Origin of the sequence: Escherichia sp. MOD1-EC6021 (assembly GCF_002965245.1) — a bacterium.
Taxonomy (GTDB): Bacteria; Pseudomonadota; Gammaproteobacteria; order Enterobacterales; family Enterobacteriaceae; genus Escherichia; species Escherichia coli_F.
The window spans coordinates 163149-187550 of the sequence record NZ_PTRU01000007.1; the positions used below are offsets into that span (position 1 = coordinate 163149).

The 24402-nt window shown below is 48.0% G+C and carries 18 protein-coding genes; 6 read left to right on the forward strand and 12 right to left on the reverse strand.

Features of this window, described 5'->3' with window-relative positions; translation table 11 throughout:
* Positions 1-183: 183 nt before the first annotated feature.
* Positions 184-2451 carry an arginine decarboxylase gene (gene adiA, locus BEB54_RS10815; protein WP_077627124.1) on the reverse strand — a complete coding sequence of 756 codons (2268 nt, stop codon included), beginning with the start codon at positions 2449-2451 and terminating at the stop codon, positions 184-186.
* A gap of 198 nt (positions 2452-2649) precedes the next feature.
* Entirely contained in the window at positions 2650-3582 is a 933-nt protein-coding gene (gene melR, locus BEB54_RS10820; RefSeq protein ID WP_257855034.1) for a transcriptional regulator MelR, read from the reverse strand.
* A 258-nt stretch (positions 3583-3840) separates the two neighbouring features.
* On the opposite strand from melR, the gene melA reads away from it, so the two are divergent.
* Together melA and melB are read left to right on the forward strand one after the other, a co-directional pair.
* Positions 3841-5196, forward strand: coding sequence for an alpha-galactosidase (gene melA / locus BEB54_RS10825; RefSeq protein ID WP_105277351.1), 1356 nt, complete (start codon positions 3841-3843; stop codon positions 5194-5196).
* Positions 5197-5298: 102 nt separating this feature from the next.
* Positions 5299-6720 carry a melibiose:sodium transporter MelB gene (gene melB, locus BEB54_RS10830; RefSeq protein ID WP_000028114.1) on the forward strand — a complete coding sequence of 474 codons (1422 nt, stop codon included), beginning with the start codon at positions 5299-5301 and terminating at the stop codon, positions 6718-6720.
* 138 nt (positions 6721-6858) lie between these two features.
* Here the strand turns inward: melB and BEB54_RS10840 are convergent, their stop codons facing one another.
* The 5 genes from BEB54_RS10840 to BEB54_RS10865 all read right to left on the reverse strand — a co-directional run bounded on the left by BEB54_RS10840 (position 6859) and on the right by BEB54_RS10865 (position 13590).
* On the reverse strand, positions 6859-7488 hold the full coding sequence (locus tag BEB54_RS10840; protein ID WP_105277352.1) for a DUF2238 domain-containing protein: 630 nt from the start codon (positions 7486-7488) through the stop codon (positions 6859-6861).
* Positions 7489-7610: 122 nt separating this feature from the next.
* The gene (gene fumB, locus BEB54_RS10845; RefSeq protein ID WP_000066710.1) at positions 7611-9257 is read right to left on the reverse strand and encodes a class I fumarate hydratase; all 1647 of its coding nucleotides are present in this window, start codon (positions 9255-9257) and stop codon (positions 7611-7613) included.
* Between the two features lie 77 nt (positions 9258-9334).
* A complete protein-coding gene (gene dcuB / locus BEB54_RS10850; protein ID WP_105277353.1) occupies positions 9335-10675 on the reverse strand; it encodes an anaerobic C4-dicarboxylate transporter DcuB in 1341 nt (446 codons plus the stop codon).
* 567 nt (positions 10676-11242) lie between these two features.
* Positions 11243-11962, reverse strand: a complete 720-nt coding sequence (dcuR, locus tag BEB54_RS10860; RefSeq protein ID WP_000611290.1) for a two-component system response regulator DcuR — start codon at positions 11960-11962, stop codon at positions 11243-11245.
* A complete protein-coding gene (locus BEB54_RS10865; protein ID WP_001216450.1) occupies positions 11959-13590 on the reverse strand; it encodes a sensor histidine kinase in 1632 nt (543 codons plus the stop codon). The genes dcuR and BEB54_RS10865 overlap by 4 nt, the downstream gene beginning before the upstream one ends.
* Before the next feature lie 180 nt (positions 13591-13770).
* Here BEB54_RS10865 and yjdI point away from each other — a divergent pair, with 180 nt between their 5' ends.
* The 4 genes from yjdI (at position 13771) to ghoT (ending at position 15011) form a co-directional block, all read left to right on the forward strand.
* Positions 13771-14001 carry a 4Fe-4S mono-cluster protein YjdI gene (gene yjdI, locus BEB54_RS10870; protein ID WP_000371704.1) on the forward strand — a complete coding sequence of 77 codons (231 nt, stop codon included), beginning with the start codon at positions 13771-13773 and terminating at the stop codon, positions 13999-14001.
* An 11-nt stretch (positions 14002-14012) separates the two neighbouring features.
* Entirely contained in the window at positions 14013-14285 is a 273-nt protein-coding gene (locus BEB54_RS10875) for a GNAT family N-acetyltransferase (protein WP_024704987.1), read from the forward strand.
* Between the two features lie 228 nt (positions 14286-14513).
* Positions 14514-14810 (forward strand): type V toxin-antitoxin system endoribonuclease antitoxin GhoS, encoded by a 297-nt coding sequence (gene ghoS / locus BEB54_RS10880; RefSeq protein WP_000398619.1) that lies wholly within the window; start codon positions 14514-14516, stop codon positions 14808-14810.
* A gap of 27 nt (positions 14811-14837) precedes the next feature.
* Positions 14838-15011: a type V toxin-antitoxin system toxin GhoT gene (ghoT, locus tag BEB54_RS10885; protein ID WP_001173343.1), complete on the forward strand. Its 174-nt coding sequence runs from the start codon at positions 14838-14840 to the stop codon at positions 15009-15011.
* A gap of 118 nt (positions 15012-15129) precedes the next feature.
* Here ghoT and lysS read toward each other — a convergent pair whose 3' ends face one another.
* The 5 genes from lysS to cadC form a co-directional block, all read right to left on the reverse strand.
* Positions 15130-16647 carry a lysine--tRNA ligase gene (gene lysS / locus BEB54_RS10890; RefSeq protein ID WP_000003806.1) on the reverse strand — a complete coding sequence of 506 codons (1518 nt, stop codon included), beginning with the start codon at positions 16645-16647 and terminating at the stop codon, positions 15130-15132.
* Between the two features lie 236 nt (positions 16648-16883).
* A complete protein-coding gene (dtpC, locus tag BEB54_RS10895) occupies positions 16884-18341 on the reverse strand; it encodes a dipeptide/tripeptide permease DtpC (protein ID WP_105277354.1) in 1458 nt (485 codons plus the stop codon).
* A 58-nt stretch (positions 18342-18399) separates the two neighbouring features.
* On the reverse strand, positions 18400-20547 hold the full coding sequence (cadA, locus tag BEB54_RS10900; protein WP_001355092.1) for a lysine decarboxylase CadA: 2148 nt from the start codon (positions 20545-20547) through the stop codon (positions 18400-18402).
* Between the two features lie 79 nt (positions 20548-20626).
* Entirely contained in the window at positions 20627-21961 is a 1335-nt protein-coding gene (cadB, locus tag BEB54_RS10905) for a cadaverine/lysine antiporter (RefSeq protein WP_000092915.1), read from the reverse strand.
* 364 nt (positions 21962-22325) lie between these two features.
* Positions 22326-23864 carry a lysine decarboxylation/transport transcriptional activator CadC gene (cadC, locus tag BEB54_RS10915; protein WP_001187201.1) on the reverse strand — a complete coding sequence of 513 codons (1539 nt, stop codon included), beginning with the start codon at positions 23862-23864 and terminating at the stop codon, positions 22326-22328.
* Positions 23865-24402 lie beyond the last annotated feature (538 nt).

Consider the following 24402-nt stretch of genomic DNA (forward strand, 5'->3'; position numbering starts at 1 on the left):
TTTCTCATGTACATATTTTTTTACAGGATAAATAACAGGCGAAAAAAAGCGCGGGGTGGGACCGCGCAAAAAGTATGACATTTTTGTTTGCAGCAATTTTTATGAAAACGTTGCCATACTAAAAAGGCCTCAAGCCAGGCGGCGTAATGTTATTTAACAATTACGCCTTCAGCGGAATAGTGGTTACGCTTTCACACACATGACGTGGTAAATACCGTCAATAATTTCAGTCCCTTCAGTTTCGTGTTCAAATCCAGGGAAATGATGGTCCCAGGATTGCAGGGAGCGTAAATAACTTACCTGTGGACTGTTTTTATCGCCGAAGTTTTCACCAGACAGTAGCATCGGGATTCCTGGCGGATACGGGATAACTGAGTTTGCCGCGATGCGTCCAGGCAGATTTTCAATGGATACCAGTTCGACATTGTTATCGACAATTGCGTTGTACGCTTCACGCGGGGTGATTTCCGCCACCGGCAGGCCGGAATAGGCTTCGTTCAACCGTGCGCCAGGGTTATTTTCTTTTAGCCAGGCAAACATGGTGTCACCCAGATCGTGAATCCCCATATTCGCGTAAGTGTCAGGATATTGTTCAACAAGTTCCGGCATGACCTGCGCCAGCGGTGTGTTGGCGTCGTAGTGGCGTTTGAAGGAGCAAAGGGTGTTAACCAGAGTTCCCCATTTCCCACGGGTTACGCCCATAGAGAACAGGAACATAATTTGGAAGTCAGTGGTGCGGGTAGGCACAATGCCGTGGCGACCAAGCCAGGCAGTGACCAGCGCCGCCGGAACACCGGTTTCTTCCAGTTCACCATCTTCACCCATTCCCGGTGCGAGAATGCTGACTTTAATTGGGTCGAGCATACTCCAGTTATCCGGAATATCTTTGAAGCCGTGCCAGCTTTCGCCCGGATGCATTACCCAGCAGTCCTGAACGGTGGTCAGCAGTTTGGTTGGCGCGTCAGCAAAGTCGTAGGTTTTGCCGGTTTGTGGATCGGTGACCACTTCTTTGTTCCACGGTTTGAAGAACCAGCTACCGTCATGGGTGAACTCTTTATACAGCCGTGCCATCGCTTGACGGAAATCAACCGCTTCGTCGATCACTTCCTGGGTCAGTGACAGGCCACTGTTGCCGTCCATCATCGACACCGCCACGTCGTTAGATGCACAGATGGCATACAGCGGGGAGGTGGTGGCATGCATCATGTATGCCTGGTTGAAGCGGGAGAAGTTAATCGCCCCACGACCTTCACGCACATGAATGTAAGAGGCCTGTGACAGCGCATTCAGCAGTTTGTGGGTTGAGTGGGTGGCGAAAACGGTAGGACCGTTGTGATCGCCAGGTTCACCGCGCATGGCATAGTGATCGGCATAGATCGGGTTGAAACGTGCATAGCCGTACCAGGCTTCGTCAAAGTGCAGACGATCGGAAGTTTTTTCCAGCAGATCCTGCGCTTCTTTAGCGTTATAACACACGCCGTCATAGGTGCAGTTGGTCACCACGCAGTAAGACGGTTTTTGCCCGGCTTTGTCTTTGGTCAGCGGGCTTTCACTGATTTTCTTCTGCAAGGTTTCAGGTTGCATTTCCTGCGGATAGATTGGCCCGATAATGCCGTAGCGGTTGCGGCTTGGCACCATGTAGACCGGTTTCGCGCCTGTCAGCATCAAGCCTTGTTCGATGGATTTATGGCAGTTACGGTCAACGACCACTACATCGTTATCGGTCATGCAAGCCTGCATGATGGTACGGTTAGAGCCGGAAGTACCGACGACTACCGACCAGGAGCGATCGGCACCAAATACGCGTGCGGCATATTTTTCGCTTTCGCCAAATGCGCCAGTATGGTCAAGCAAAGAACCGAGGGAAGTCCGTTCGATGCCCATGTCGGTGCGGAACAGATTTTCACCATAGTAGTCATGGTAGAAACGTCCAGCGGGTGTTTTGGTAAAGCCAACGCCGCCCTGGTGGCCTGGCGCTGCCCAGGAATATTCATGGATGTCGCTATATTTCATCAGCGCACTGAACAGTGGCGGCAACAGCTGCTGGCGGTAGCGGGTCATTGCGGCAACGGCGCGTCCGGCGATAAAGTCGGCGGTATCTTCCAGAATCCAGGCGAATTCATCGACAAGCTCCAGCAGATCTCGGTCCATTGCGGCGAGGGCTTTTTCCCGATCGCCCAACAGGAAGACCGGCACGTTTTGTTGGCGCTCATGAAGCTTACCGATCAATTGTCTGACGTTTTGATGTTCGTCCGGATGTTCCATTTGATAGCTGAACATCAGGCAGTCAATGGCTTCGTTTGAAGAGAGAATGGCAAAGCCATCATCAAAGGAGGTGGATTTAATCACGGTAACATTTTGCTGGCTTAAAGCATCTGCCAGACGCTCAACGGCGTTACCGACCCAGGTGTCCTGATGGAGAAACTCGCTTTCAACAATTAATACTTTCATCATTGCTTACCCGGTTATGAAGGAATCTTCGTTGCGGGCAAGTATCTTCCGGCCTTTTCGGGCTGTAAAGCGCATGAAAAACAAACATTTTTTAAATATTCATTTTTATAAACAATATGTTATGTGATTATTTTGATTTATTTTCACTGCTTATTATCGACGGCTAAACTATTTTTTTGGCTGATACTGATATCGTCTTTAGCCGGGAAACGTCTGGCGGCGCTGTTGGCTAAGTTTGCGGTATTGTTGCGGTGACATGCCGACATATTTGCCGAACGTGCTGTAAAAACGGCTACTCGAACGAAAGCCTGCCGTCAGGGCAATATCGAGAATACTTTTATCGGTATCGCTCAGTAACGCGCGAACGTGGTTGATGCGCATCGCGGTAATGTACTGTTTCATCGTCAATTGCATGACCCGCTGGAATATCCCCATTGCATAGTTGGCGTTAAGTTTGACGTGCTCAGCCACATCGTTGATGGTCAGCGCCTGATCATAGTTTTCGGCAATAAAGCCCAGCATCTGGCTGACATAAAATTGCGCATGGCGCGAGACGCTGTTTTTGTGTGTGCGCGAGGTTTTATTGACCAGAATCGGTTCCCAGCCAGAGAGGCTAAATCGCTTGAGCATCAGGCCAATTTCATCAATGGCGAGCTGGCGAATTTGCTCGTTCGGACTGTTCAATTCCTGCTGCCAGCGGCGCACTTCAAACGGGCTAAGTTGCTGTGTCGCCAGTGATTTGATCACCATGCCGTGAGTGACGTGGTTAATCAGGTCTTTATCCAGCGGCCAGGAGAGAAACAGATGCATCGGCAGATTAAAAATCGCCATGCTCTGACAGTTTCCGGTATCTGTTAGTTGGTGCGGTGTACAGGCCCAGAACAGCGTGATATGTCCCTGATTGATACTCACTTTTTCATTGTTGATCAGGTATTCCACATCGCCATCGAAAGGCACATTCACTTCGACCTGACCATGCCAGTGGCTGGTGGGCATGATATGCGGTGCGCGAAACTCAATCTCCATCCGCTGGTATTCCGAATACAGCGACAGCGGGCTGCGGGTCTGTTTTTCGTCGCTGCTGCACATAAACGTATCTGTATTCATGGATGACTCTCTTTCCTGGAATATCAGAATTATGGCAGGAGTGAGGGAGGATGACTGCGAGTGGGAGCACGGTTTTCGCCCTCTTGCCAGAGGGGCGAGGGGATCATCCGAGTACCATGAGGCCGAAAACTCTGCTTTTCAGGTAATTTATTCCCATAAACTCAGATTTACTGACACTTCACGCAGGATCTGAGTTTATGGGAATGCTCAACCTGGAAGCCGGAGGTTTTCTGCAGATTCGCCTGCCATTATGAAGTTATTCAAGCAAGCCAGGAGATCTGCATGATGTCTGCACCCAAAATTACATTTATCGGCGCTGGTTCGACGATTTTCGTTAAAAATATTCTTGGTGATGTGTTCCATCGCGAGGCGCTGAAAACGGCGCATATTGCCCTGATGGACATTGATCCCATCCGTCTGGAAGAGTCGCACATTGTTGTGCGCAAGCTGATGGATTCAGCGGGGGCCAGTGGCAAAATCACCTGCCACACCCAACAGAAAGAAGCCTTACAGGATGCCGATTTTGTCGTAGTGGCATTTCAGATTGGCGGTTATGAACCTTGCACGGTGACTGATTTTGAGGTCTGTAAGCGCCACGGTCTGGAACAAACCATTGCCGATACGTTGGGGCCGGGCGGTATTATGCGCGCGCTACGTACCATTCCGCACCTGTGGCAAATTTGCGAGGACATGACGGAAGTCTGCCCCGATGCCACTATGCTCAACTATGTTAACCCAATGGCGATGAATACCTGGGCGATGTATGCCCGCTATCCGCATATCAAACAGGTAGGGCTGTGCCATTCGGTGCAGGGAACGGCGGAAGAGCTGGCGCGTGACCTCAATATCGACCCGGCTACGTTGCGTTACCGTTGCGCGGGTATCAACCATATGGCGTTTTACCTGGAACTGGAGCGCAAAACCGCCGACGGCAGTTACGTGAATCTCTACCCAGAACTGCTGGCAGCGTATGACGCAGGGCAGGCACCGAAGCCGAATATTCATGGCAATACTCGCTGCCAGAATATTGTGCGTTATGAAATGTTCAAAAAGCTGGGCTACTTCGTCACGGAATCGTCAGAACATTTTGCTGAATACACACCGTGGTTTATTAAGCCTGGTCGTGAGGATTTGATTGAGCGTTATAAAGTGCCGCTGGATGAGTATCCGAAACGCTGCGTCGAACAATTGGCAAACTGGCATAAAGAGCTGGAGGAGTATAAGAACGCCTCCCGGATTGATATTAAACCGTCACGGGAATATGCCAGCACAATCATGAACGCTATCTGGACTGGCGAGCCGAGTGTGATTTATGGCAACGTCCGTAACGATGGTTTGATTGATAACCTGCCACAAGGATGTTGTGTGGAAGTGGCCTGTTTAGTTGATGCTAATGGCATTCAGCCGACCAAAGTCGGTACGCTACCTTCGCATCTGGCCGCCCTGATGCAAACCAATATCAACGTACAGACGCTGCTGACGGAAGCCATTCTCACAGAAAATCGCGACCGTGTTTACCACGCCGCGATGATGGACCCGCATACTGCCGCCGTGCTGGGCATTGACGAAATATATGCTCTTGTTGACGACCTGATTGCCGCCCACGGCGACTGGCTGCCAGGCTGGTTGCACCGTTAAAACGCGACTAAACGCTACTGCGCCGGGGGATTTATTCCGGCGCACACCTCTGACGATACCAATAACAGAAGGCGGGCGTTGGTAACAACGACCCGATACCCTATGAGTATTTCAATGACTACAAAACTCAGTTATGGATTTGGAGCGTTCGGGAAGGATTTTGCGATCGGCATTGTGTATATGTACCTCATGTATTACTACACCGATGTCGTCGGGCTGTCTGTGGGTTTGGTCGGTACTTTGTTTCTGGTGGCGAGGATCTGGGATGCTATTAACGATCCGATTATGGGATGGATTGTAAATGCTACGCGATCGCGATGGGGTAAGTTCAAACCCTGGATCCTGATCGGTACGTTGGCAAACTCTGTAATCTTATTTCTCCTCTTTAGTGCGCATCTGTTTGAAGGTACTACTCAGATTGTCTTTGTTTGCGTGACCTACATCCTCTGGGGCATGACTTACACCATTATGGATATTCCCTTCTGGTCGCTGGTTCCAACCATAACGCTCGATAAACGTGAGCGCGAACAACTGGTTCCTTATCCGCGTTTTTTTGCCAGTCTGGCGGGCTTTGTTACGGCAGGTGTGACGCTACCATTTGTTAATTATGTCGGCGGTGGCGATCGGGGATTTGGCTTTCAGATGTTCACTCTGGTACTGATCGCCTTTTTTATTGTTTCAACCATCATCACTCTGCGCAATGTGCATGAAGTCTTTTCGTCAGACAATCAACCGTCTGCTGAAGGAAGCCATCTGACACTTAAAGCCATCGTTGCGCTTATTTATAAAAACGATCAGCTTTCATGCCTCTTGGGTATGGCTCTTGCTTATAATGTAGCCAGCAATATTATTACCGGCTTTGCTATCTATTATTTCTCATATGTTATCGGTGATGCGGATTTGTTCCCCTATTATCTGTCGTATGCGGGAGCTGCTAACCTGGTGACGTTAGTATTCTTCCCACGCTTAGTTAAATCATTATCCCGACGCATTTTATGGGCCGGAGCATCTATTCTTCCGGTGTTAAGCTGTGGTGTTCTCCTGTTAATGGCATTAATGAGCTATCACAACGTCGTCCTCATTGTGATTGCGGGTATCTTGCTGAATGTGGGAACGGCGCTTTTCTGGGTATTACAGGTCATCATGGTGGCAGATACCGTTGATTACGGTGAATATAAACTGCACGTACGCTGTGAAAGCATCGCTTACTCCGTGCAGACTATGGTGGTGAAGGGCGGTTCAGCCTTTGCGGCTTTTTTCATTGCGGTTGTGTTAGGGATGATTGGCTATGTACCGAATGTTGAACAGTCTACGCAAGCCCTATTAGGTATGCAGTTTATTATGATTGCTCTACCAACTCTGTTTTTCATGGTAACGCTGATTCTCTACTTCCGTTTCTATCGCCTCAATGGTGACACGCTGCGCAGGATCCAGATCCATCTGCTGGATAAATATCGCAAAGTACCGCCCGAGCCTGTTCATGCTGATATTCCGGTCGGTGCAGTGAGTGATGTGAAAGCCTGACGTGGACAATAGCTAACGAAAATGGCCTGATGCGATATGTTTATCAGGCCACGTCTTAATGTAATGCTTTGGATTTGCAAATTTTGTAGACCGGATAAGGAATTCACGCCGCATCCGGCATCAACAAAGCGCACGTTGTTATCCGGTTATCAAGCCAAAGCGCCGTAGCTGGCGGCAATGAAAGCGAGCGAGGAATATCACCGTCGTTAATGCGCCAAGCAGCGCGCAGAACATATCGGATTGCGTGTCCCACTGGTCGCCCTGGGTGCCGAGAAAATCATCCGCTCCCTGACCCATTGCCAGCGCTGCCCACCACTCGATTAATTCATACATCGCGCTTATCGCCAGCGCCACGCAGCAGACCAGAAACGCCACCATTTTACGTCCGCGCACGTACATCCCGCGAACGAGAATTTCTCGCGCCACCAGTGCAGGCACCAGCCCCTGGAAAAAATGCCCCAGCTTGTCATACGGATTACGGCTCAATCCCAGCCATTCCTGCACGTCAAAACCGACAGGGACTTTCGCGTAGGTGTATTGTCCGCCGACCATCAGGATGATGGCATGGAAGAAAATGAGCGTATAGAGCAGCGGCGTTAACGGGTAACGTCTGGCGGTGGCAAGCAGTAGCGGCACGACAATAATCACCGGTGTCACTTCCATCAGCCAGGTGAGTTTGTCATTGGCCGAAATGCCGGTATAAATCAGGATTAACGTTAGCGCCAGTGCGCCGGTGTTAAGAATTAACGGCTTGAGTGTGCGGGTCATGGTGAGTTCGCAAGTCAGGGAAAATACTGACTATTCACCAGCAAGCGTGAAATTACAATCGCAAAAGAGGTGGCCCAGGGGGATCACCTGGCAGCATGCTGCCAGGCGCTGGGCCGAAGAGGTTACTTAGTGCAGTTCGCGCACTGTTTGTTGACGATTTGCTGGAAGAAGTCGTTGCCTTTGTCATCGACCAGGATAAACGCCGGGAAATCTTCTACTTCGATTTTCCAGATAGCTTCCATACCCAGCTCCGGATAAGCGACGCATTCCAGATGCTTGATGCTCTGCTGCGCCAGTACCGCCGCCGGACCGCCGATACTACCGAGGTAGAAGCCGCCGTGTTTATGACACGCGTCGGTGACCTGCTGACTGCGGTTACCTTTCGCCAGCATGATCATGCTGCCGCCGTGGGATTGCAGCAGATCCACGTAGGAGTCCATACGACCTGCGGTGGTTGGGCCAAGTGAACCTGATGGATAACCGGCAGGCGTTTTCGCCGGACCCGCGTAGTAGATCGGGTGATCTTTGATGTACTGCGGCAGTTCTTTACCGGCGTCAATCAGCTCTTTCAGTTTGGCGTGTGCAATATCGCGACCCACGATAATAGTGCCGGTGAGCGACAAGCGGGTGGATACCGGGTATTGCGAAAGCTGGGCGAGGATCTCTTTCATCGGGCGGTTAAGGTCGACTTTCACCGCTTCGCCTTCACCGGCCTGACGCAGTTCTTGTGGAATGTACTGGCCTGGATTGTGTTCCAGTTTTTCGATCCAGATACCTTCGCGGTTGATTTTCGCTTTAATGTTACGGTCAGCGGAGCAGGAGACGCCCATGCCTACCGGGCAGGATGCACCGTGACGCGGCAGACGGATAACGCGAATGTCGTGCGCGAAGTATTTACCACCAAACTGCGCGCCAAGACCGAGTTTCTGGGCCTCTTCCAGCAGTTCCTGTTCCAGCTGGACATCGCGGAACGCCTGACCATGTTCGTTCCCTTCCGTCGGCAGTTCATCATAATAGTGAGCGCTTGCTAACTTGACGGTTTTCAGGTTGGTTTCCGCAGACGTACCGCCAATCACAAACGCGATATGGTACGGCGGGCAGGCTGCAGTACCGAGTGTACGCATTTTCTCGACGAGGAAGTTTTTCAGTTTGCCGGGAGTCAGCAAAGCTTTGGTTTCCTGGTAGAGATACGTTTTATTGGCAGAGCCACCGCCTTTGGCGACGCAGAGGAATTTGTATTCGTCGCCATCTACCGCGTACAGGTCGATTTGCGCAGGCAGGTTCGTGCCGGTGTTGACCTCTTTGTACATGTCCAGCGGCGCGTTTTGTGAGTAACGCAGGTTATCTTCGATATAGGTGTTATAGACACCTTTCGACAGCGCTTCTTCATCACCGCCGCCGGTCCACACGCGCTGACCTTTTTTACCGACGATGATCGCGGTGCCAGTATCCTGGCAGGTTGGCAGCACGCCTTTGGCGGCGATTTCTGAGTTTCTTAAGAATTGCAGCGCCACGTACTTGTCGTTTTCGCTGGCTTCTGGATCTTGAAGAATAGCCGCGACCTGTTTCTGGTGTGCCGGGCGGAGCATGAAAGAAGCGTCGTGAAAGGCTTGCTGCGCCAGCAAGGTCAGGGCTTCTGGTTCCACTTTCAGGATGGTTTCGCCGTCGAAGTCGGCAACGCTAACGTAATCGGACGTGAGTAGATAGTATTCGGTATTGTCTTTCCCCATCGGGAAAGGTGCCTGGTAGATAAAGGGTTTGTTTGACATAGCTTCCAGCCTGTAACTCTGTATTTGTTATTCGAAAATGGCGTGCCGCGCAGTCACGGGCGGCACGCAAAGTGCATTTATAAGAACCCGTACATCGCAGCGAAGATCCAGCCGAAGACGCACGATACGCTCACACCAATCAACCCCGGCAGAATAAAGCTGTGGTTGATGACGAAGCGACCGATGTGGGTGGTGCCGGAACGGTCAAACTGAATCGCTGCCAGGTCGCTCGGATAAGTCGGCAGGATGTAATAACCATAGCAAGCCGGTGCTGAAGCCACGATGTATGCCGGGTCAACGCCGATCGCCAGCGCGACCGGAACAATCGCCGCTAGCGCCGCGGCCTGAGAGTTTACAAACTTGGAAACCAGCAGCAGAACAATGGCATAGGCCCACGGATACTCTTTCACCATTTCACCCAGTACGCTCTGAATTTCAGACATATGCGCACCGAACATGGTTTCCGCCATCCATGCGATACCGTACACCGCCACGATGGCGATCATACCGGAACGGAAGACTTCGTTTTTTGAGATAGACGCAGGATTGGTTTTGGTCAGGATAATAATCAGCGCCCCGGTTAGCAGCATAAACATCTGAATAACCAGTACCATCGACAGCGGTTTGCCACCGAAGGATGGACGCAGGTCCGAATCAGCACCAAGAAGTGCAACTACAGCGATTGCCCCGAGGAAGATCCACATTGCCAGCCAGTTGCTTTTCGGCAGTTTTTTATCCAGCAGCGTCGCGGTATCACCGTAAACATACTCACGGTTTTCCGGTACGGAGATGAATTTCTGGAACTCTTCGTCTTTATCCAGATCTTTACCGCGGAACCAGCTGAAGATACCGATCGCCAGGATACCGATTAACGTCGATGGAATGGTGATTGCCAGCAGGTCGAGGAACTCAAGATGGCGACCATCAAAGGTGACATTACCCAGCATCGCAACCAGAGATACAACCGCAACCGACACTGGGCTTGCGATAATCCCCATCTGTGCACCGATAGAACTTGCCGCCATCGGACGTTCCGGACGGATGTTGTTCTTAATAGCAACGTCGTAGATGATCGGCAGAATGGTGTAAACCACATGACCCGTACCGCAAAGAATGGTCAGCGTACAGGTCACAAACGGCGCGACAATGGAGACATATTTCGGGTTACGGCGCAGCAGCTTCTCGGCAATTTGCAGCATGACATCAAGACCGCCCGAAGCTTGCAAGGTCGCCGATGCCGCCACCACCGCAATGATAACCAGCATGACATCAACCGGTGGTTTACCTGGCTGAAGGTGGAAGACAAAGACCAGAATGACCAGGCCGATACCGCCTAATAAACCCAGCGCGATACCACCCTTTCTGGCACCATAAAACAGACATATCAGTATTATGATAAGTTGGATAGTAAATAACATGTGTAAACCCTCGCGATAATCCTATTTAAATTTTTGCTGAATAGATCACAGTCACGTTCTGTTTTGTATGAACTGTTTTCAGAGCTTGACTAAATATCCGTTTGGTCGTTACCGGCTTGAGTAAATACCTCACAGTGAATATTGGCTGATTAAAGCAGCGGCAAATTTATGCACTGTGATAAGCGGTTTTTTCAGAGAGAAATACTCTCTGGCGATGGGTTTATAGTTTGTACTACGCAGATGTTAATGTTTTGTTTGCTGCTATCTTATTGATACTTATCGGTATATTTTTTGTTCTCAGGGTAGGTATCATCAGGTTTATAGATTATTCTTAACTACCCATTTGTGGGTAAAAATACACATAATGCGGGCGACATAATAGTTAATTAACTTTTGTTAGCGTTTTGAAATTAAAAACACCGTTCATCCGAAGAGATATTAATTTCAGCGGTGAGAGAGGGGGAATTATATTTGATCTGGCACAAGTTTTACTGATAAACGATGTAACTTGTGCCAGGGGTATTTTGCATTACTGTAATAATTATTACTTACAGATAACCGTGATCGTTATTGGCAATATTGTTTAAGTAGTGAGTAATGTTCTGCCTGAATACGATAACGATAAACCGGACGACCTGTGACGCCATAATGGATACTGGTGAACAAGATGTGGCAGTTGACCAGCCAGATGAGATATTTACGGCAGGAAACACGCGAGATGTTAACCTCATTAGCCAGCTCGTCGGTTGAAAACTCATAGTCCTGATGCGCGTCAATCCACTGGCACAGCGTGCGTAACGTCTGCGGCGTTAAGCCTTTTGGCAAGCGACGAGGATCCTGCTCGTTGGAGCTGCTGCCGTGGATTAGCTGATCAAGCTCGGCCTGGTCATAATACTGATGTTTTTCCAGCGCCATTTTCTTTTGCCGCCAGCCGGTGAGCGCCTCTTCAAAGCGGGTAGCCTGGAAGGGTTTGATCAGGTAATCCACGACTCCGTAATGCAGCGAATCTTTAATGGTTGCGGCATCGGCAGCGGAAGAGATAACAATCACATCACTTTTGCAACGCGCATTATGCAGAACAGGCAGTAAATCGAGCCCGTTCTCTTTTTGCATATAGATATCGAGCAATATCAGGTCGATAGGCGTATCGCTATTGAAGATAATCTCTTTGGCTTTCTCCAGCGTCGAGGCCGTTCCACAGCATTGAAAGCCTGGGATTTGTGCCACGTATCGGCGATTCAGCTCCGCGACCATTGCGTCGTCATCGATAATTAATACATTGATCATCTGTTCGACCTCTCCCCGTCCCAGGGTATCTGGACAAAAAATTGTGTGAAAATCCCGGGTTCCGATTCCACGGCGATGCTGCCGCCGAGATTTTCTACCTGTTGTTTGACAAGTGCTAAACCGACGCCTCGCTCGCTTCCTTTTGTCGAGACACCTTTGTCAAAAATGTGATCGATTTTGTCGGGTGCGATCCCCGGTCCATCATCGTTAACTTCACAGTGCAGCCAGCCGTGACGGTAGTGCAATGTTACGCTAATTTCGCCACCGGGTTCCGGCCCTAATGCTTCCAGCGCGTTTTCTATCAGATTTCCCAACGTGGTAATCAGCGTCGCGACCTGGTCCTCACTGCCGCTGTCTGGCAGCTGGCTTTCACTGTTTAAAATCAGCGTATGGCCTAAATCGGTCGCGCGGTTAATCTTGCTGATTAAAAAACCAGCGATAACCGGAGATTTGATCTTACCCAGCAGAGAGCCAATCTCTTCCTGATAGTTATTGGCTGTTTTGAGAATGTAATCTTCCAACTGCTTATAACTCTTCAGATGCAATAATCCGAGAATCACATGCAATTTATTCATAAATTCGTGGGATCGTTCACGAAGTGCGTCAGCATAGTTGACCAGACCGTCGAGTCGCTGCATCAGTTTACGTACTTCAGTTTTGTCCCTGAAGGTTGAAATGGCACCGATGATAACGCCATTACTGCGCACCGGAACGGTGTTGATCAGTAATAGCCGGTCTTTAATCGTAATCTCTTCGTCGCGCCGCGGGGTACCGTCGCGTAACACTTCCGAGACATCTACCACCTGTGACCACGAGTGGCTTAGCGTCGACAGTTTCTCATCGTCCTGCGACTTACGGTAATTCAGCAATTCTTGTGCGGCATCGTTGATCAGCGTGACCTCGCCGCGATCGTCCACGGCAACGACGCCTTCTTTGATCGACTGCAACATGGCCTGGCGTTGCTCAAACAGCGTGGAGATTTCGTAGGGTTCCAGGCCGAAAAGGATTTTTTTCAGTACCTTAACCAGAATGCAGGTGCCAATCAGCCCGACCAGCATGCCAAATAACACCGACCAGATGATGCTCCAGCGACTGTCATTGATCTGTTGGGTCACGCGGCTTAACTCAAGGCCGATCGCCACCACGCCAATTTGTTTATGATTTTCATCGTAGATGGGGGTAAATACGCGTAAAGCCTGCGCCAGAAAACCGCGATTGATAGCGACATTTTCTTCGCCATTCAGCGCTTTAAGGATGTCATCACCTTTAAATGGCTGACCAATACGCTGGGCTTCAGGATGCGAGTAGCGAAGACTTTGCATATCGGTAACGACAATAAACAGCAGATCGTTGCGTTTGCGCACGGCTTCCGCGATGGCCTGGATGCCGCTCTCCTGCGGTTTTTTCTGCAAGCCCTGACGGATTTCCGGCGAGTCGGCGAGAGTACGCGCCACTGCCAGTGCCTTGTTGGCTAGCCCGTCTCGCGTCATATCACTGATTTGCGAGAAGTAAATCAGATGCACCACCAATAGCACCGAGAACAGTACCGCGCTGACCATTAAGATCACAGTGGTACTCAATTTCATCGGACGTTTGCGTAATATGCGGTAGGGCAATGAATGTCTCATCAGCTTCCTTGTGTGACAAATTTCTTAAGCATTATCTCTGATGAGGCGGGTAATTCAAAGGGAGTAAGAATGATTGGCTATATAGGGGAAGAGACTCTGGCAACGGAAACTGCCAGTGCTGTATGAAGATTCCAGGGCTATGCTTATAGTGAAAACCATACTGATGAGAGAGGGAAGGTCATGGATCAGGCGCTACTGGACGGGGGTTATCGCTGTTATACCGGCGAAAAGATCGATGTCTATTTCAACACTGCGATATGTCAGCATTCTGGCAATTGCGTACGTGGCAACGGCAAGTTATTTAATCTCAAACGAAAGCCGTGGATCATGCCGGATGAAGTCGACGTTGCCACTGTGGTTAAAGTGATTGATACGTGCCCGAGCGGCGCGCTGAAATACCGTCATAAATAAGCGAGGGTAAAATGGAAATACACGAAGGCCACAATAAATTTTACATTAATGACGAACAGGGCAAGCAAATCGCTGAAATTGTCTTTGTGCCGACCGGAGAGAATTTAGCGATTATCGAACATACCGATGTCGATGAAAGCCTGAAAGGACAAGGGATTGGTAAACAGCTGGTTGCGAAAGTCGTGGAAAAAATGCGTCGGGAAAAACGAAAAATTATCCCATTATGTCCATTTGCGAAACACGAATTTGATAAAACACGGGAGTATGATGATATTCGCAGTTGATGGGAGAGTACAGAGTCACGATATTTTTCATGCTCTCCGCGGTGTGATGCAGGAGAGCATCTGAAGGGTAGGGGGATGCACAAAGAATGGTCAGAGAGAGCGTTTTCTTGTCCCAAGTCATCCCCTTTACTGAGCAAAAAAAAAAGAATATCTCCTATATGAGAATCATCGATCGGGGTTAATAAGTTGTGCGTCCCCAGAGCGTTTAATATTGATAGGAGTCATATTATGGAAGGTAAAAACAAGTTCAATACTTATGTTGTTTCTTTTGATTATCCATCATCTTATTCCTCAGTGTTCTTAAGGTTAAGATCATTGATGTATGATATGAATTTCTCCTCTATCGTGGCTGATGAATATGGGATACCACGACAATTGAATGAAAATTCCTTCGCAATAACGACATCGTTAGCCGCAAGTGAAATCGAAGATTTAATCAGGCTCAAATGCTTAGACTTACCGGATATTGATTTTGACCTCAACATTATGACAGTTGATGACTATTTCCGTCAGTTTTACAAGTAGTCAGGAAGGATAAGAAGAACATAAAAAATGGCACTATTCTCTAAAATATTAATTTTTTATGTGATTGGTGTGAACATATCCTTTGTCATTATCTGGTTTATCTCACATGAGAAAACACATATTCGTTTACTTAGTGCATTCCTGGTCGGAATAACCTGGCCAATGAGCCTGCCTGTGGCATTACTTTTTTCTCTCTTTTAGGAGCTGTAGTTGAGTGGACCCGCTGGTTATCTTGAAACGAAGCGTCTCTCCTCGAAACTGGATTTGTGGAACGACGAACGAAGCAGTCGTCTGACTGCTTCGTTCGTTAAAATGAAATTTATTTCTGTGGACGCATCGCCGGGAAGAGAATAACGTCGCGAATAGTATGACTGTTAGTAAACAGCATAATCATTCGGTCGATACCAATACCCAGACCCGCGGTTGGCGGCAGACCATATTCCAGCGCAGTCACGTAATCTTCGTCATAGAACATGGCTTCGTCGTCACCTGCAGCTTTAGCGTTAACCTGTTCCTGGAAACGTTCCGCCTGATCTTCTGCGTCGTTTAATTCGCTAAAACCATTACCAATTTCACGACCACCGATGAAGAATTCAAAACGGTCGGTGATTTCCGGGTTAACATCATTACGGCGCGCCAGCGGTGACACTTCTGCCGGATATTCCGTGATAAAGGTTGGCTGAATCAGATGTGCTTCTGCCACTTCATCAAAGATCTCCGTGACAATGCGTCCCAGCCCCCAGCTTTTCTCTACCGTAATTCCGATAGATTCAGCTAATGCTTTAGCAGCATCAAAATTATCCAGGTCCGCCATATCGGTTTCTGGACGATATTTTTTGATTGCTTCGCGCATGGTGAGTTTTTCAAACGGTTTGCCGAAATCAAACACATGCTCGCCATAAGTGACTTTAGTGGTACCCAGTACCTCTTGTGCCAGAGTGCGGAACAGTGATTCCGTCAGTTCAATCAAATCGTGGTAATCCGCATACGCCATGTAGAGTTCCATCATCGTGAACTCAGGATTATGACGAACAGAAATACCTTCATTACGGAAGTTACGGTTGATTTCGAATACCCGTTCAAAACCACCTACAACCAGACGTTTCAGATATAGCTCCGGCGCAATACGCAGGTACATATCCAAATCCAGAGCATTATGATGGGTAATAAACGGGCGAGCAGATGCCCCACCTGGAATTACCTGCATCATTGGGGTTTCTACTTCCATAAAACCGCGAGCGACCATGAACTGACGGATAGCGGCCAGAATTTTTGAACGGACAACAAACGTTTGACGGGATTTATCGTTAGCGATGAGGTCCAGATAACGTTGACGATAACGGACTTCCTGATCCTGTAAGCCATGGAATTTATCCGGCAATGGACGCAGTGCCTTAGTCAGCAGGCGTAACTCAGTACAGTGAATGGAAAGCTCACCCGTTTGCGTCTTAAACAGCGTACCGCGGGCACCGATAATGTCGCCGAGGTCCCATTTTTTAAACTGATCGTTATAAACACCTTCTGGCAGGCTATCTCGTGCAACGTACAGTTGAATACGGCCACCGACATCCTGCAACGTTACAAAGGAGGCTTTCCCCATGATACGACGGGTCATCATTCGGCCAGCAACCGAGACTTCAATGTTTAAGGATTCCAGTTCCTGGTTATCCTTCGCATCAAACTCTTCGTGCAACTGGTCAGAGGTATGGTCGCGGCGAAAATCATTGGGAAACGCCACACCTTGCTGACGTAGTGCCGCCAGTTTTTCGCGGCGATTTCTCAGTTCATCGTTAAAATCAATAGCCTCATTGGCTCCCCGTGTTTCTCGTTCAGACATTTTGGTTCCTCTAAATCCAGCTTTCAATTTAGCGTAGATAAAGAGACAGATCGGTACACTGTATTATCTGCCTCGACTATTAATAACTCAGTTTATCTTATCGAAACTAACGCTTACCTCAAGTTGATATCACTAATAAATAACCATCAAAATGGTTTAAATGACTTATTAATCTCGATTTATTAGTGTGATAAACTGAAAGTTAATTTATTCATAACCAATTGTTTTTACGACAGTTAATCGTTGCTCTCCTGTATCATATTCGTCGGCGTGCTAAACAGAAAACGGACAGCAAAGGTCAATACCACGATGATCGCGACACAAGCCAACGTCCACTCTCCCATCTGAGAAAAGAATCGCTGGTAAGCTGCAATTGCCATACCGCTAATTTGCGACTCTGTCGTCTGCTGTGCCACGACGCCTGCCAGCCAGTTGGCGACCGCGCCTGTTGCCAGCATATAAATACCGGTTAATACGCCAGACATTTTCAGACGCGTGATTTGCGCAATCGCCACCGGGTCAATAAAGAGTTCAGCAAAGCCCATTAGCGCCAGCCCGGATATCATCACGCCCATTGACGCTTGACCGCCAGCCGCTGCATGTCGGGCATCAAATGCCAGCAACATAAAGCCACAAGCCATCAGCAGTAAGCCAAAGGCAAACTTCAGCCAGACGCGCAATGCTGAATTGCCGCGGCTTTCTGGCGACGCCAGCCAGGCCAGAACAACCCCAGCGAGCATCACCGCAATTGCGTTCACTGACTGGAATAGTGCAGTAGGTACTTCAATATTGAATGCCTGACGATTCACAAAGCGATCGATAAACAAGCTGATGGTACTGCCACCCTGTTGTGCCAGTACCCAGAACAACGTCCCGACAAACATCAACAATACAATTTGCCAAAGAGCACGGCGGTGTTCGGGGAATTTGATCATCATGCGGGCAATGATTTGTGCAGCAATAAGGCAAACGATCGCCAGCAAATATCCGGACCAGTCGTTCTCCAGCAGCAGGGTAAAAAATACTGGGGCTAAACAGAGCATCACCACTAACCAGCTCCATACCGGTAAGGCAAATTTCACGCGAGTGAGCGCTTTTTTATCCATACTACGCGTTGACTGGAAATGACGATGACCGCTTAAGAAAATCAACAAACCGATAAACATGCCACCACCCGCAAGGGCAAAGCCAACATGCCATCCATACCACTGAGCAGCCAGACCGCAGGCGATGGGGGCTGCGATAGAACCGATATTGCCCGCAGCATACAGCAGCGAAAAACCGCCATCACGTCGATGATCGTTCTCGTCGTAGAGCTCGCCAAGCAAACAGCTGATGTTTGATTTGAATAAACCGTAGCCACAAATAATGATTGCCAGCGCCAGATACAGGCTAAAGGTTGAATTTGTATCAATGCCCAGCACTACATGGCCAAGGGTCATTAACAGCGCGCCGGCAATTACCGCAGTACGATTGCCGAGCAGGCGGTCGGCAAGCCAGCCGCCGAGAATAGGGGTAACGTAAACCAGAGATGCATATGCGCTGAACAGGCTGATGGCATGGTTATCATCAAAACCAAGCTGATGGGTGAGATAGAGAATGAGTAAGGCACGCATGCCGTAAAAACTGAAGTACTCCCAGATTTGGATCGCCACGATATAGTATATCGCGCGCGGCTGTGAGGGTGTTTTCATGTGTTCTCCTTATGAGCAAAAAAGGGAAGTGGCAAGCCACTTCCCTTGTACGAGCTAATTATTTTTTGCTTTCTTCTTTCAATACCTTAACGGTATAGCGGCCATCAGCCTGACGGTATGCACCGTGAATATCGGTTTCAAAGCCCGGATAGTGAGCGCCGATTTCACACAGCATCTGCAGGAACTCCAGCACCGGACGGCTTTCTTCGGTGATCATTTCACCCGGCATTACCAGAGGAACTCCCGGCGGATACGGAAGGATCATATTGGCGTTAATACGACCTACCATTTCGTCGAGGTAAACTTCTTCGGTCATACCGTGCAGCTCTTTCTGGAACGCCGCATACGGAGTCATAACCATTGTCGGCAGAACTTCAAATGCGCGATACATCAGATCCGGCAGATTGTGGTGAACAATCAGTTTGTGGATATTCTGAGCCAGTTCCTGAATACGCATATCTTCATAGAATTCAGGATCTTCACGATACAGAGACGGCAGCATGTTTTTCACACGCAGGTTCAGGTCGAACGCACGTTTGAAGTCAGTCAGAGCACGCAGCAGGCTCAATGCTTTGGTCTTATCAATACCGATGCTGAACAGGAACAGCAGGTTATACGGGCCGGTTTTCTCAACAACGATGCCATGTTCGTCGAGGTATTTCGCCACGATGCTGGCCGGAATACCAAAGTCGCTCATGGTGCCGTCTTTTTCCATCCCCGGGGTCAGCAGGGTGACTTTAATCGGGTCAAGATACATGTGCTCATTGTCGATGTTCTTGAAGCCGTGCCAGGAGCTGTCAGAACGCAGCGGCCAGCATTCAGTGGTATCGATATGATCCGGCTGCCATACATCAAAGAACCAGCCATCAGATTCCGTTCTCAGGCGTTTGATCTCTTTACGGAACTTGATCGCACGTTCAATGGAACCGTTGATCAGACGCTTACCAGCATTACCTTTCATCATCGCCGCAGCGGTTTCAGTGGACGCCACGATACCGTAGTGCGGAGAAGTGGTGGTGTGCATCATGTAGGCTTCGTTAAAGGTTTCTTCGTTTACATCACCTTTAACGTGGATCATGGAAGCCTGAGAGAACGCCGCCAGCAGTTTGTGAGTAGACTGGGTTTCGTAAATCACTTTCCCTTCTACACGGCCACCGCTCATACCGCATTTACCTTCGTAAATCGGTGAGAAGTTGGTGTAAGGCACCCACGCGGAGTCAAAGTGGATGGATTTTACATCCAGTGTTTTCTTGATGAAGTCGGTGTTGTACAGCAGGCCATCATAGGTAGAGTTAGTAATTACGGCATGTACCGGCCAGGTCGCGTTTGGTGTTTCTTTTACGCGCTTAGCAATGGTAGCGTGCTGGAATTCACTCTGTGGGATACCACCAAGAATACCGTAAGCGTTACGGGTCGGGCGGAAATAGATTGGCGTAACATCGCTCATCATCATCAGGTGGGTCAGCGATTTGTGGCAGTTACGGTCAATCAGAATGGTGCTGCCTGCCGGAGCAGAGTACATACCAACAATTTTGTTCGCAGTGGAAGTACCGTTGGTCACCATGTAGCTGCGATCTGCGTTAAATACGCGAGCGATGTACTGTTCTGCTTCTTTGTGCGGACCGCTGTGATCCAGCAGAGAACCCAATTCAGATACTGAAATGGAAATATCAGATTTCATGGTGTTCGGACCAAAGAAATCATAGAACAGGCTACCTACCGGGCTTTTCTGGAATGCAGTACCGCCCATGTGACCAGGAGTACAGAAAGTATATTTACCTTCACGAACATATTTAAACAGTGCTTTGGTCAGCGGAGGCAGAATAGTGTTGATATATTCGTCAGTGGTCTGCTTGATCTTGTTAGCAATATCATCAGCAGCACCCAGCGCATATTCAAAGAAGCTAATCTGTAAACGCAGGTCATTCAGGCTGACATCGAGAGTGGAATACGTATTAGCGAACGCGTACAACGGCAGGTTCTCGTTCATTTTGCTAATTTCTTCGCACAGCTCGAGATTATATTTATCCCAGTCAAAAATAACACCGCACAGACGCGCATTGTTTTCGATCAGTTTTAATAAGTCGTCACGGTCATTCGGGTAAACAATCTGGAAGTTCAGACGTTCAAGCGCGCGATGAAGTTCACGGATGGGTTCTTCTTTAAAATAAACCCCCATGTGATTCAATATTGCAATAACGTTCATAGTCATATCTCCAGGTAAAAAAGGCCCCTCCCAACACATGGGACAAAATGAAAGGAGGAGCCTCGGAAAATACTTTTAATTAATGTGCGTTAGACGCTGTGTGGTTATCCATTGAGTGGCTCTGGCGCTCGTGCATTTTGCGAGCGTAGAACATCAGGATAATCAGGCTGACGATGAAGGTACCTGCCAGCTCGAAGGAGCTTGCGCCCATCAGCGCGATGAAGCAGAACACGCAACCCAGTACAGAGCAGATCAGGCTGACAAAGTTGCGGATGTTAACGCCTTCAAAACGAATCAGGTCAACGCAAGAGTAGAAGTACGGCAGCATAGTCAGCAGTACTGCGATACCGGTCAGTTCACCGAACAGGTCAGATGCTTTACCACCGGCAGAGTTCATCAGAGTGATGAGGATCATCAGGGCAGTCATTTTCACTGCAGCCAGCAGCAGACCTTTTTTCGGAATACCGTTGCTGTCGACTTCACCATAAACTTTCGGGAAGTTACCGTCGTTAGCGGCACGCACACCTGCCTGACCTACCAGCATCATCCAGGAGCCCAGAGAAGTCAGGCACGCAAAAGCGGTGAATGCAGAAACCATCGGCGCAGCCCAGTTACCCAGGATAGTAGAAGCACTGATTGCAAACGGAGCACCGGAGCCTGCCATTACAGAAGACGGATACATACCGGAAAGCACCTGAGTCGCAGCGATGTAAACAATACCTGCTAAACCAGTACCCAGCATGGTTGCCAGCGGAACGGTACGTTTCGGGTTTTTAACCATACCAGTACTTACCGCTGCGGATTCAACACCCACGAAGGCCCACAGGCAGAGCAGAATACTTTTAATGATCGCATGACCATCAGTAGTACCTGCGGTATTCCAGTTAGCAGCATAAGTTGCAGCATCAAACCAATGCCAGCCAACAATAGCAGTCATAACTACAGGAATAAGAACCAGCACCAGACCAATAGTGGTTAAACGGCTTACCCAGGTACCGCCGAGCATATTTACAAAGGTAAATACCCAGACGATAGCAATACAAGCGATACCCGCCGGAACAGGATCATTTAATACAGGGAAGAAGGTGGAAAGATAAGATACAGCGGTAATACCAATCGCCAGGTTACCAATCCAGTTAGCATGGTAATAAAGAACACCTGTCTGAAAACCAAATGCAGGAGAAATTTCTCCGGCATAAGCAATTGGGCCACCTTGTTGCGGGTTTTTTGTTGCCAGTCGGGCATATACATAAGCCAACGACATTGCACCAATAATAGAGATAATCCAACCCCAGATAGCAATACCACCGATACTTGCAAGGTTCGCAGGCAATAATGCAATGCCGCTCCCCATCATATTACCGGCAACAACACCGGTACAGGCAAATAGCCCGATCTTCTTGGCAGAACTCATGCTCTTCTCCTAATTTCATTTTTGAATTTGGAGTCCGGGTCATGATGCGTAACTATTTACTGACCAGACCAAACTGGCGACAAGATTACTCAAAAAAAAAGATTAATCCTAAAGATTAGGTGAAATAACACAAAAGTTTCTGTAAGTGAGAACTTGAGGTTTTTTATTAACACATCAGGATCGCAAGTTGATATCATGAAAAGATAAACATTCAATGTTTACAATAGATTGCGGAATATTCCATGGTTAAATTTATGTGATAAAAATTATGCGGCAAATAAATTGCCGCAACATATTATACCAAAAAGAGCATACAAAAACTCAACAACAAATATTCCCGAGTATGAATCAACCCGGGAGTCACTTATTCTGAAGCGAGAAATTTGTCGAGATAAGGTACAACATAAGGAACAGAAGTCTGGAATATACCATTTTCAATCCAGTAAAGGGTGTTTGCCCCTGGGCGTAAATTAAAGGCGGTGAGATATGCATCAGCTGCTTCCCGGTTCATCCCCTTCATTTCATAAACCTTGCCAAGCAACACATAATTTAGCCAGGACATTTCAAGATCAATGCCAGTATTTATCGCCTGGTAAGACTCATCTGTTTTACCTTTTACCAGAGCACTGACCGCTTTTATTTGATATATAATGGACAGGTTGTTCAGTTCCGGCAGTGTAACAATGTTATCTATTTCTGTATTCAGTGCTGCTAATTGTTTTTCATCTAAAGGATGCTGAGAATGGCGCACGATATCAACTAATGCTTTTTCTGCTCTCGCGTAGGTAAATTCGGGGGATGATTGAACAATCTCACCTAGTAATTCACTGGCACGGTTCAATGATTTATCATCGCCATGCAGTAAATAATCATGAGCCTGATAAAAATTAGTTAATAACGCACCACGATGCGGCAAAATTTGCTGGAGCATCTCCTGCATTCGTTGTGGCCACGGTTGGTTTAACGCTTTTGATAAACTCTCCAGTAAATCATTTTGAATCGCCAGCTGATTACCGTTAGTGATGACATAACGTTTATCCAGCATGGTTGAACCATCTGCATTGTCTACCAATTTTACCGACATAAAGCATTGTTGAGCACGGTATTGGCGCTGATTAACAAACGCAATAGATAATGTTTTACCGGAACTGCTCGGTTCATCAATGTTGTAGTTGATTTTGTCATGCACCATAAAGGTGGAGAAGGTGTTAAGTGATGTCGCCACCAAATCACCCACGCCTATCGCGTAAGAGAGCTGATACGGGGAACTCCAGCTGTTACAACTTTTATTTACCATATTAATGTCAATATCGCGTGGATTGAGCAAAATACGCGATTTGCTCATAGGAAGACGTGTATCAAGACTTGAAAACGCTACCAGTGCTACACAGATACCTAACGACAACAGGAAAAAAAACCATACCCAAAAGGTAGTGAATCGTTTGCTTTTAACTGGGGATTGTTCAGGTGGTGTTGCGGTGTTTTGAATGTTAAGACTTTGGGAGGGAGAATCTGTGTCAGGAACCGCCTCTGGTATAGGGGGAGGCGAAGATAGCATTATTTCCTCTCCCTCTTCTTCGCTGTACCAGATAACCGGCACCATTAATTTATAGCCGCGCTTTGGTACAGTAGCGATATAGACAGGACTATCTTCATCATTATCTTTTAATGACTTACGTAGTTCTGAGATACTCTGCGTCACAACGTGATTGGTGACAATACTTCTCTTCCAGACATTATCGATAAGTTCATCCCTGCTAAGTACTTCGCCACTGTGTTGAGCAAAGAAAACCAGAAGATCGATTAATCTCGGCTCAAGGGTAAGTTGACGCCCATTGCGACTAATTTGGTTTATGGACGGAGTAACAAGCCATTCGCCAACGCGAACTACAGGTTGTTGCATAATAGAAACTCATTCGAAAAGGGAATGGTTCAATGATAATTGCCATGACCTATTTTTACCATCTATAGATGGTCGAGTTTACATATTATCAGTGAATGTTGGACGTTATTTTTACCTGCTATAAACTTCTTGGTTACATAGCTTTACGAAAGGAGTTTAATGAGCACCAGAAGTAATTTACCTTACCATCATTATTCATCATCTTTGCCAAAGAAAAATGTTCAGAAAATAATCCCCGGAAAATTGCTCAGAGCGCTTACTATTTTAATGGATTATTAGTCTTTGCATGAGCAAACGAATTGATACATTACTCTTTGTTCTCATTCAGAAAATCTCATCAGCCGGCGTTCCGCCCGATGTTGTGCTTTATATATGTCATCGGCAACGATACCGTTAAGCTCTTGATGACATCATTTGATTTTCAACTGCATCACGCAGCCGCACGACATTTCGTGAGAGTCATTCATAGCTTAGGGATAAATCTCCCAGAGCTGGGGTATACCCGCAACATGCTGGCGATGTGGGAAAATTTGGTTGA

Coding starts and splice junctions, on each gene's coding strand:
- cadC (WP_001187201.1), bottom strand. CDS start 23,864: ATGCAACAACCTGTAGTTCGCGTTGGCGAATGGCTTGTTACTCCGTCC.
- dtpC (WP_105277354.1), bottom strand. CDS start 18,341: ATGAAAACACCCTCACAGCCGCGCGCGATATACTATATCGTGGCGATC.
- BEB54_RS10865 (WP_001216450.1), bottom strand. CDS start 13,590: ATGAGACATTCATTGCCCTACCGCATATTACGCAAACGTCCGATGAAA.
- BEB54_RS10840 (WP_105277352.1), bottom strand. CDS start 7,488: ATGACCCGCACACTCAAGCCGTTAATTCTTAACACCGGCGCACTGGCG.
- dcuB (WP_105277353.1), bottom strand. CDS start 10,675: ATGTTATTTACTATCCAACTTATCATAATACTGATATGTCTGTTTTAT.
- adiA (WP_077627124.1), bottom strand. CDS start 2,451: ATGAAAGTATTAATTGTTGAAAGCGAGTTTCTCCATCAGGACACCTGG.
- melA (WP_105277351.1), top strand. CDS start 3,841: ATGATGTCTGCACCCAAAATTACATTTATCGGCGCTGGTTCGACGATT.
- ghoS (WP_000398619.1), top strand. CDS start 14,514: ATGGAAGGTAAAAACAAGTTCAATACTTATGTTGTTTCTTTTGATTAT.
- dcuR (WP_000611290.1), bottom strand. CDS start 11,962: ATGATCAATGTATTAATTATCGATGACGACGCAATGGTCGCGGAGCTG.
- cadB (WP_000092915.1), bottom strand. CDS start 21,961: ATGAGTTCTGCCAAGAAGATCGGGCTATTTGCCTGTACCGGTGTTGTT.
- cadA (WP_001355092.1), bottom strand. CDS start 20,547: ATGAACGTTATTGCAATATTGAATCACATGGGGGTTTATTTTAAAGAA.
- melB (WP_000028114.1), top strand. CDS start 5,299: ATGAGTATTTCAATGACTACAAAACTCAGTTATGGATTTGGAGCGTTC.
- lysS (WP_000003806.1), bottom strand. CDS start 16,647: ATGTCTGAACGAGAAACACGGGGAGCCAATGAGGCTATTGATTTTAAC.
- ghoT (WP_001173343.1), top strand. CDS start 14,838: ATGGCACTATTCTCTAAAATATTAATTTTTTATGTGATTGGTGTGAAC.
- fumB (WP_000066710.1), bottom strand. CDS start 9,257: ATGTCAAACAAACCCTTTATCTACCAGGCACCTTTCCCGATGGGGAAA.
- BEB54_RS10875 (WP_024704987.1), top strand. CDS start 14,013: ATGGAAATACACGAAGGCCACAATAAATTTTACATTAATGACGAACAG.
- yjdI (WP_000371704.1), top strand. CDS start 13,771: ATGGATCAGGCGCTACTGGACGGGGGTTATCGCTGTTATACCGGCGAA.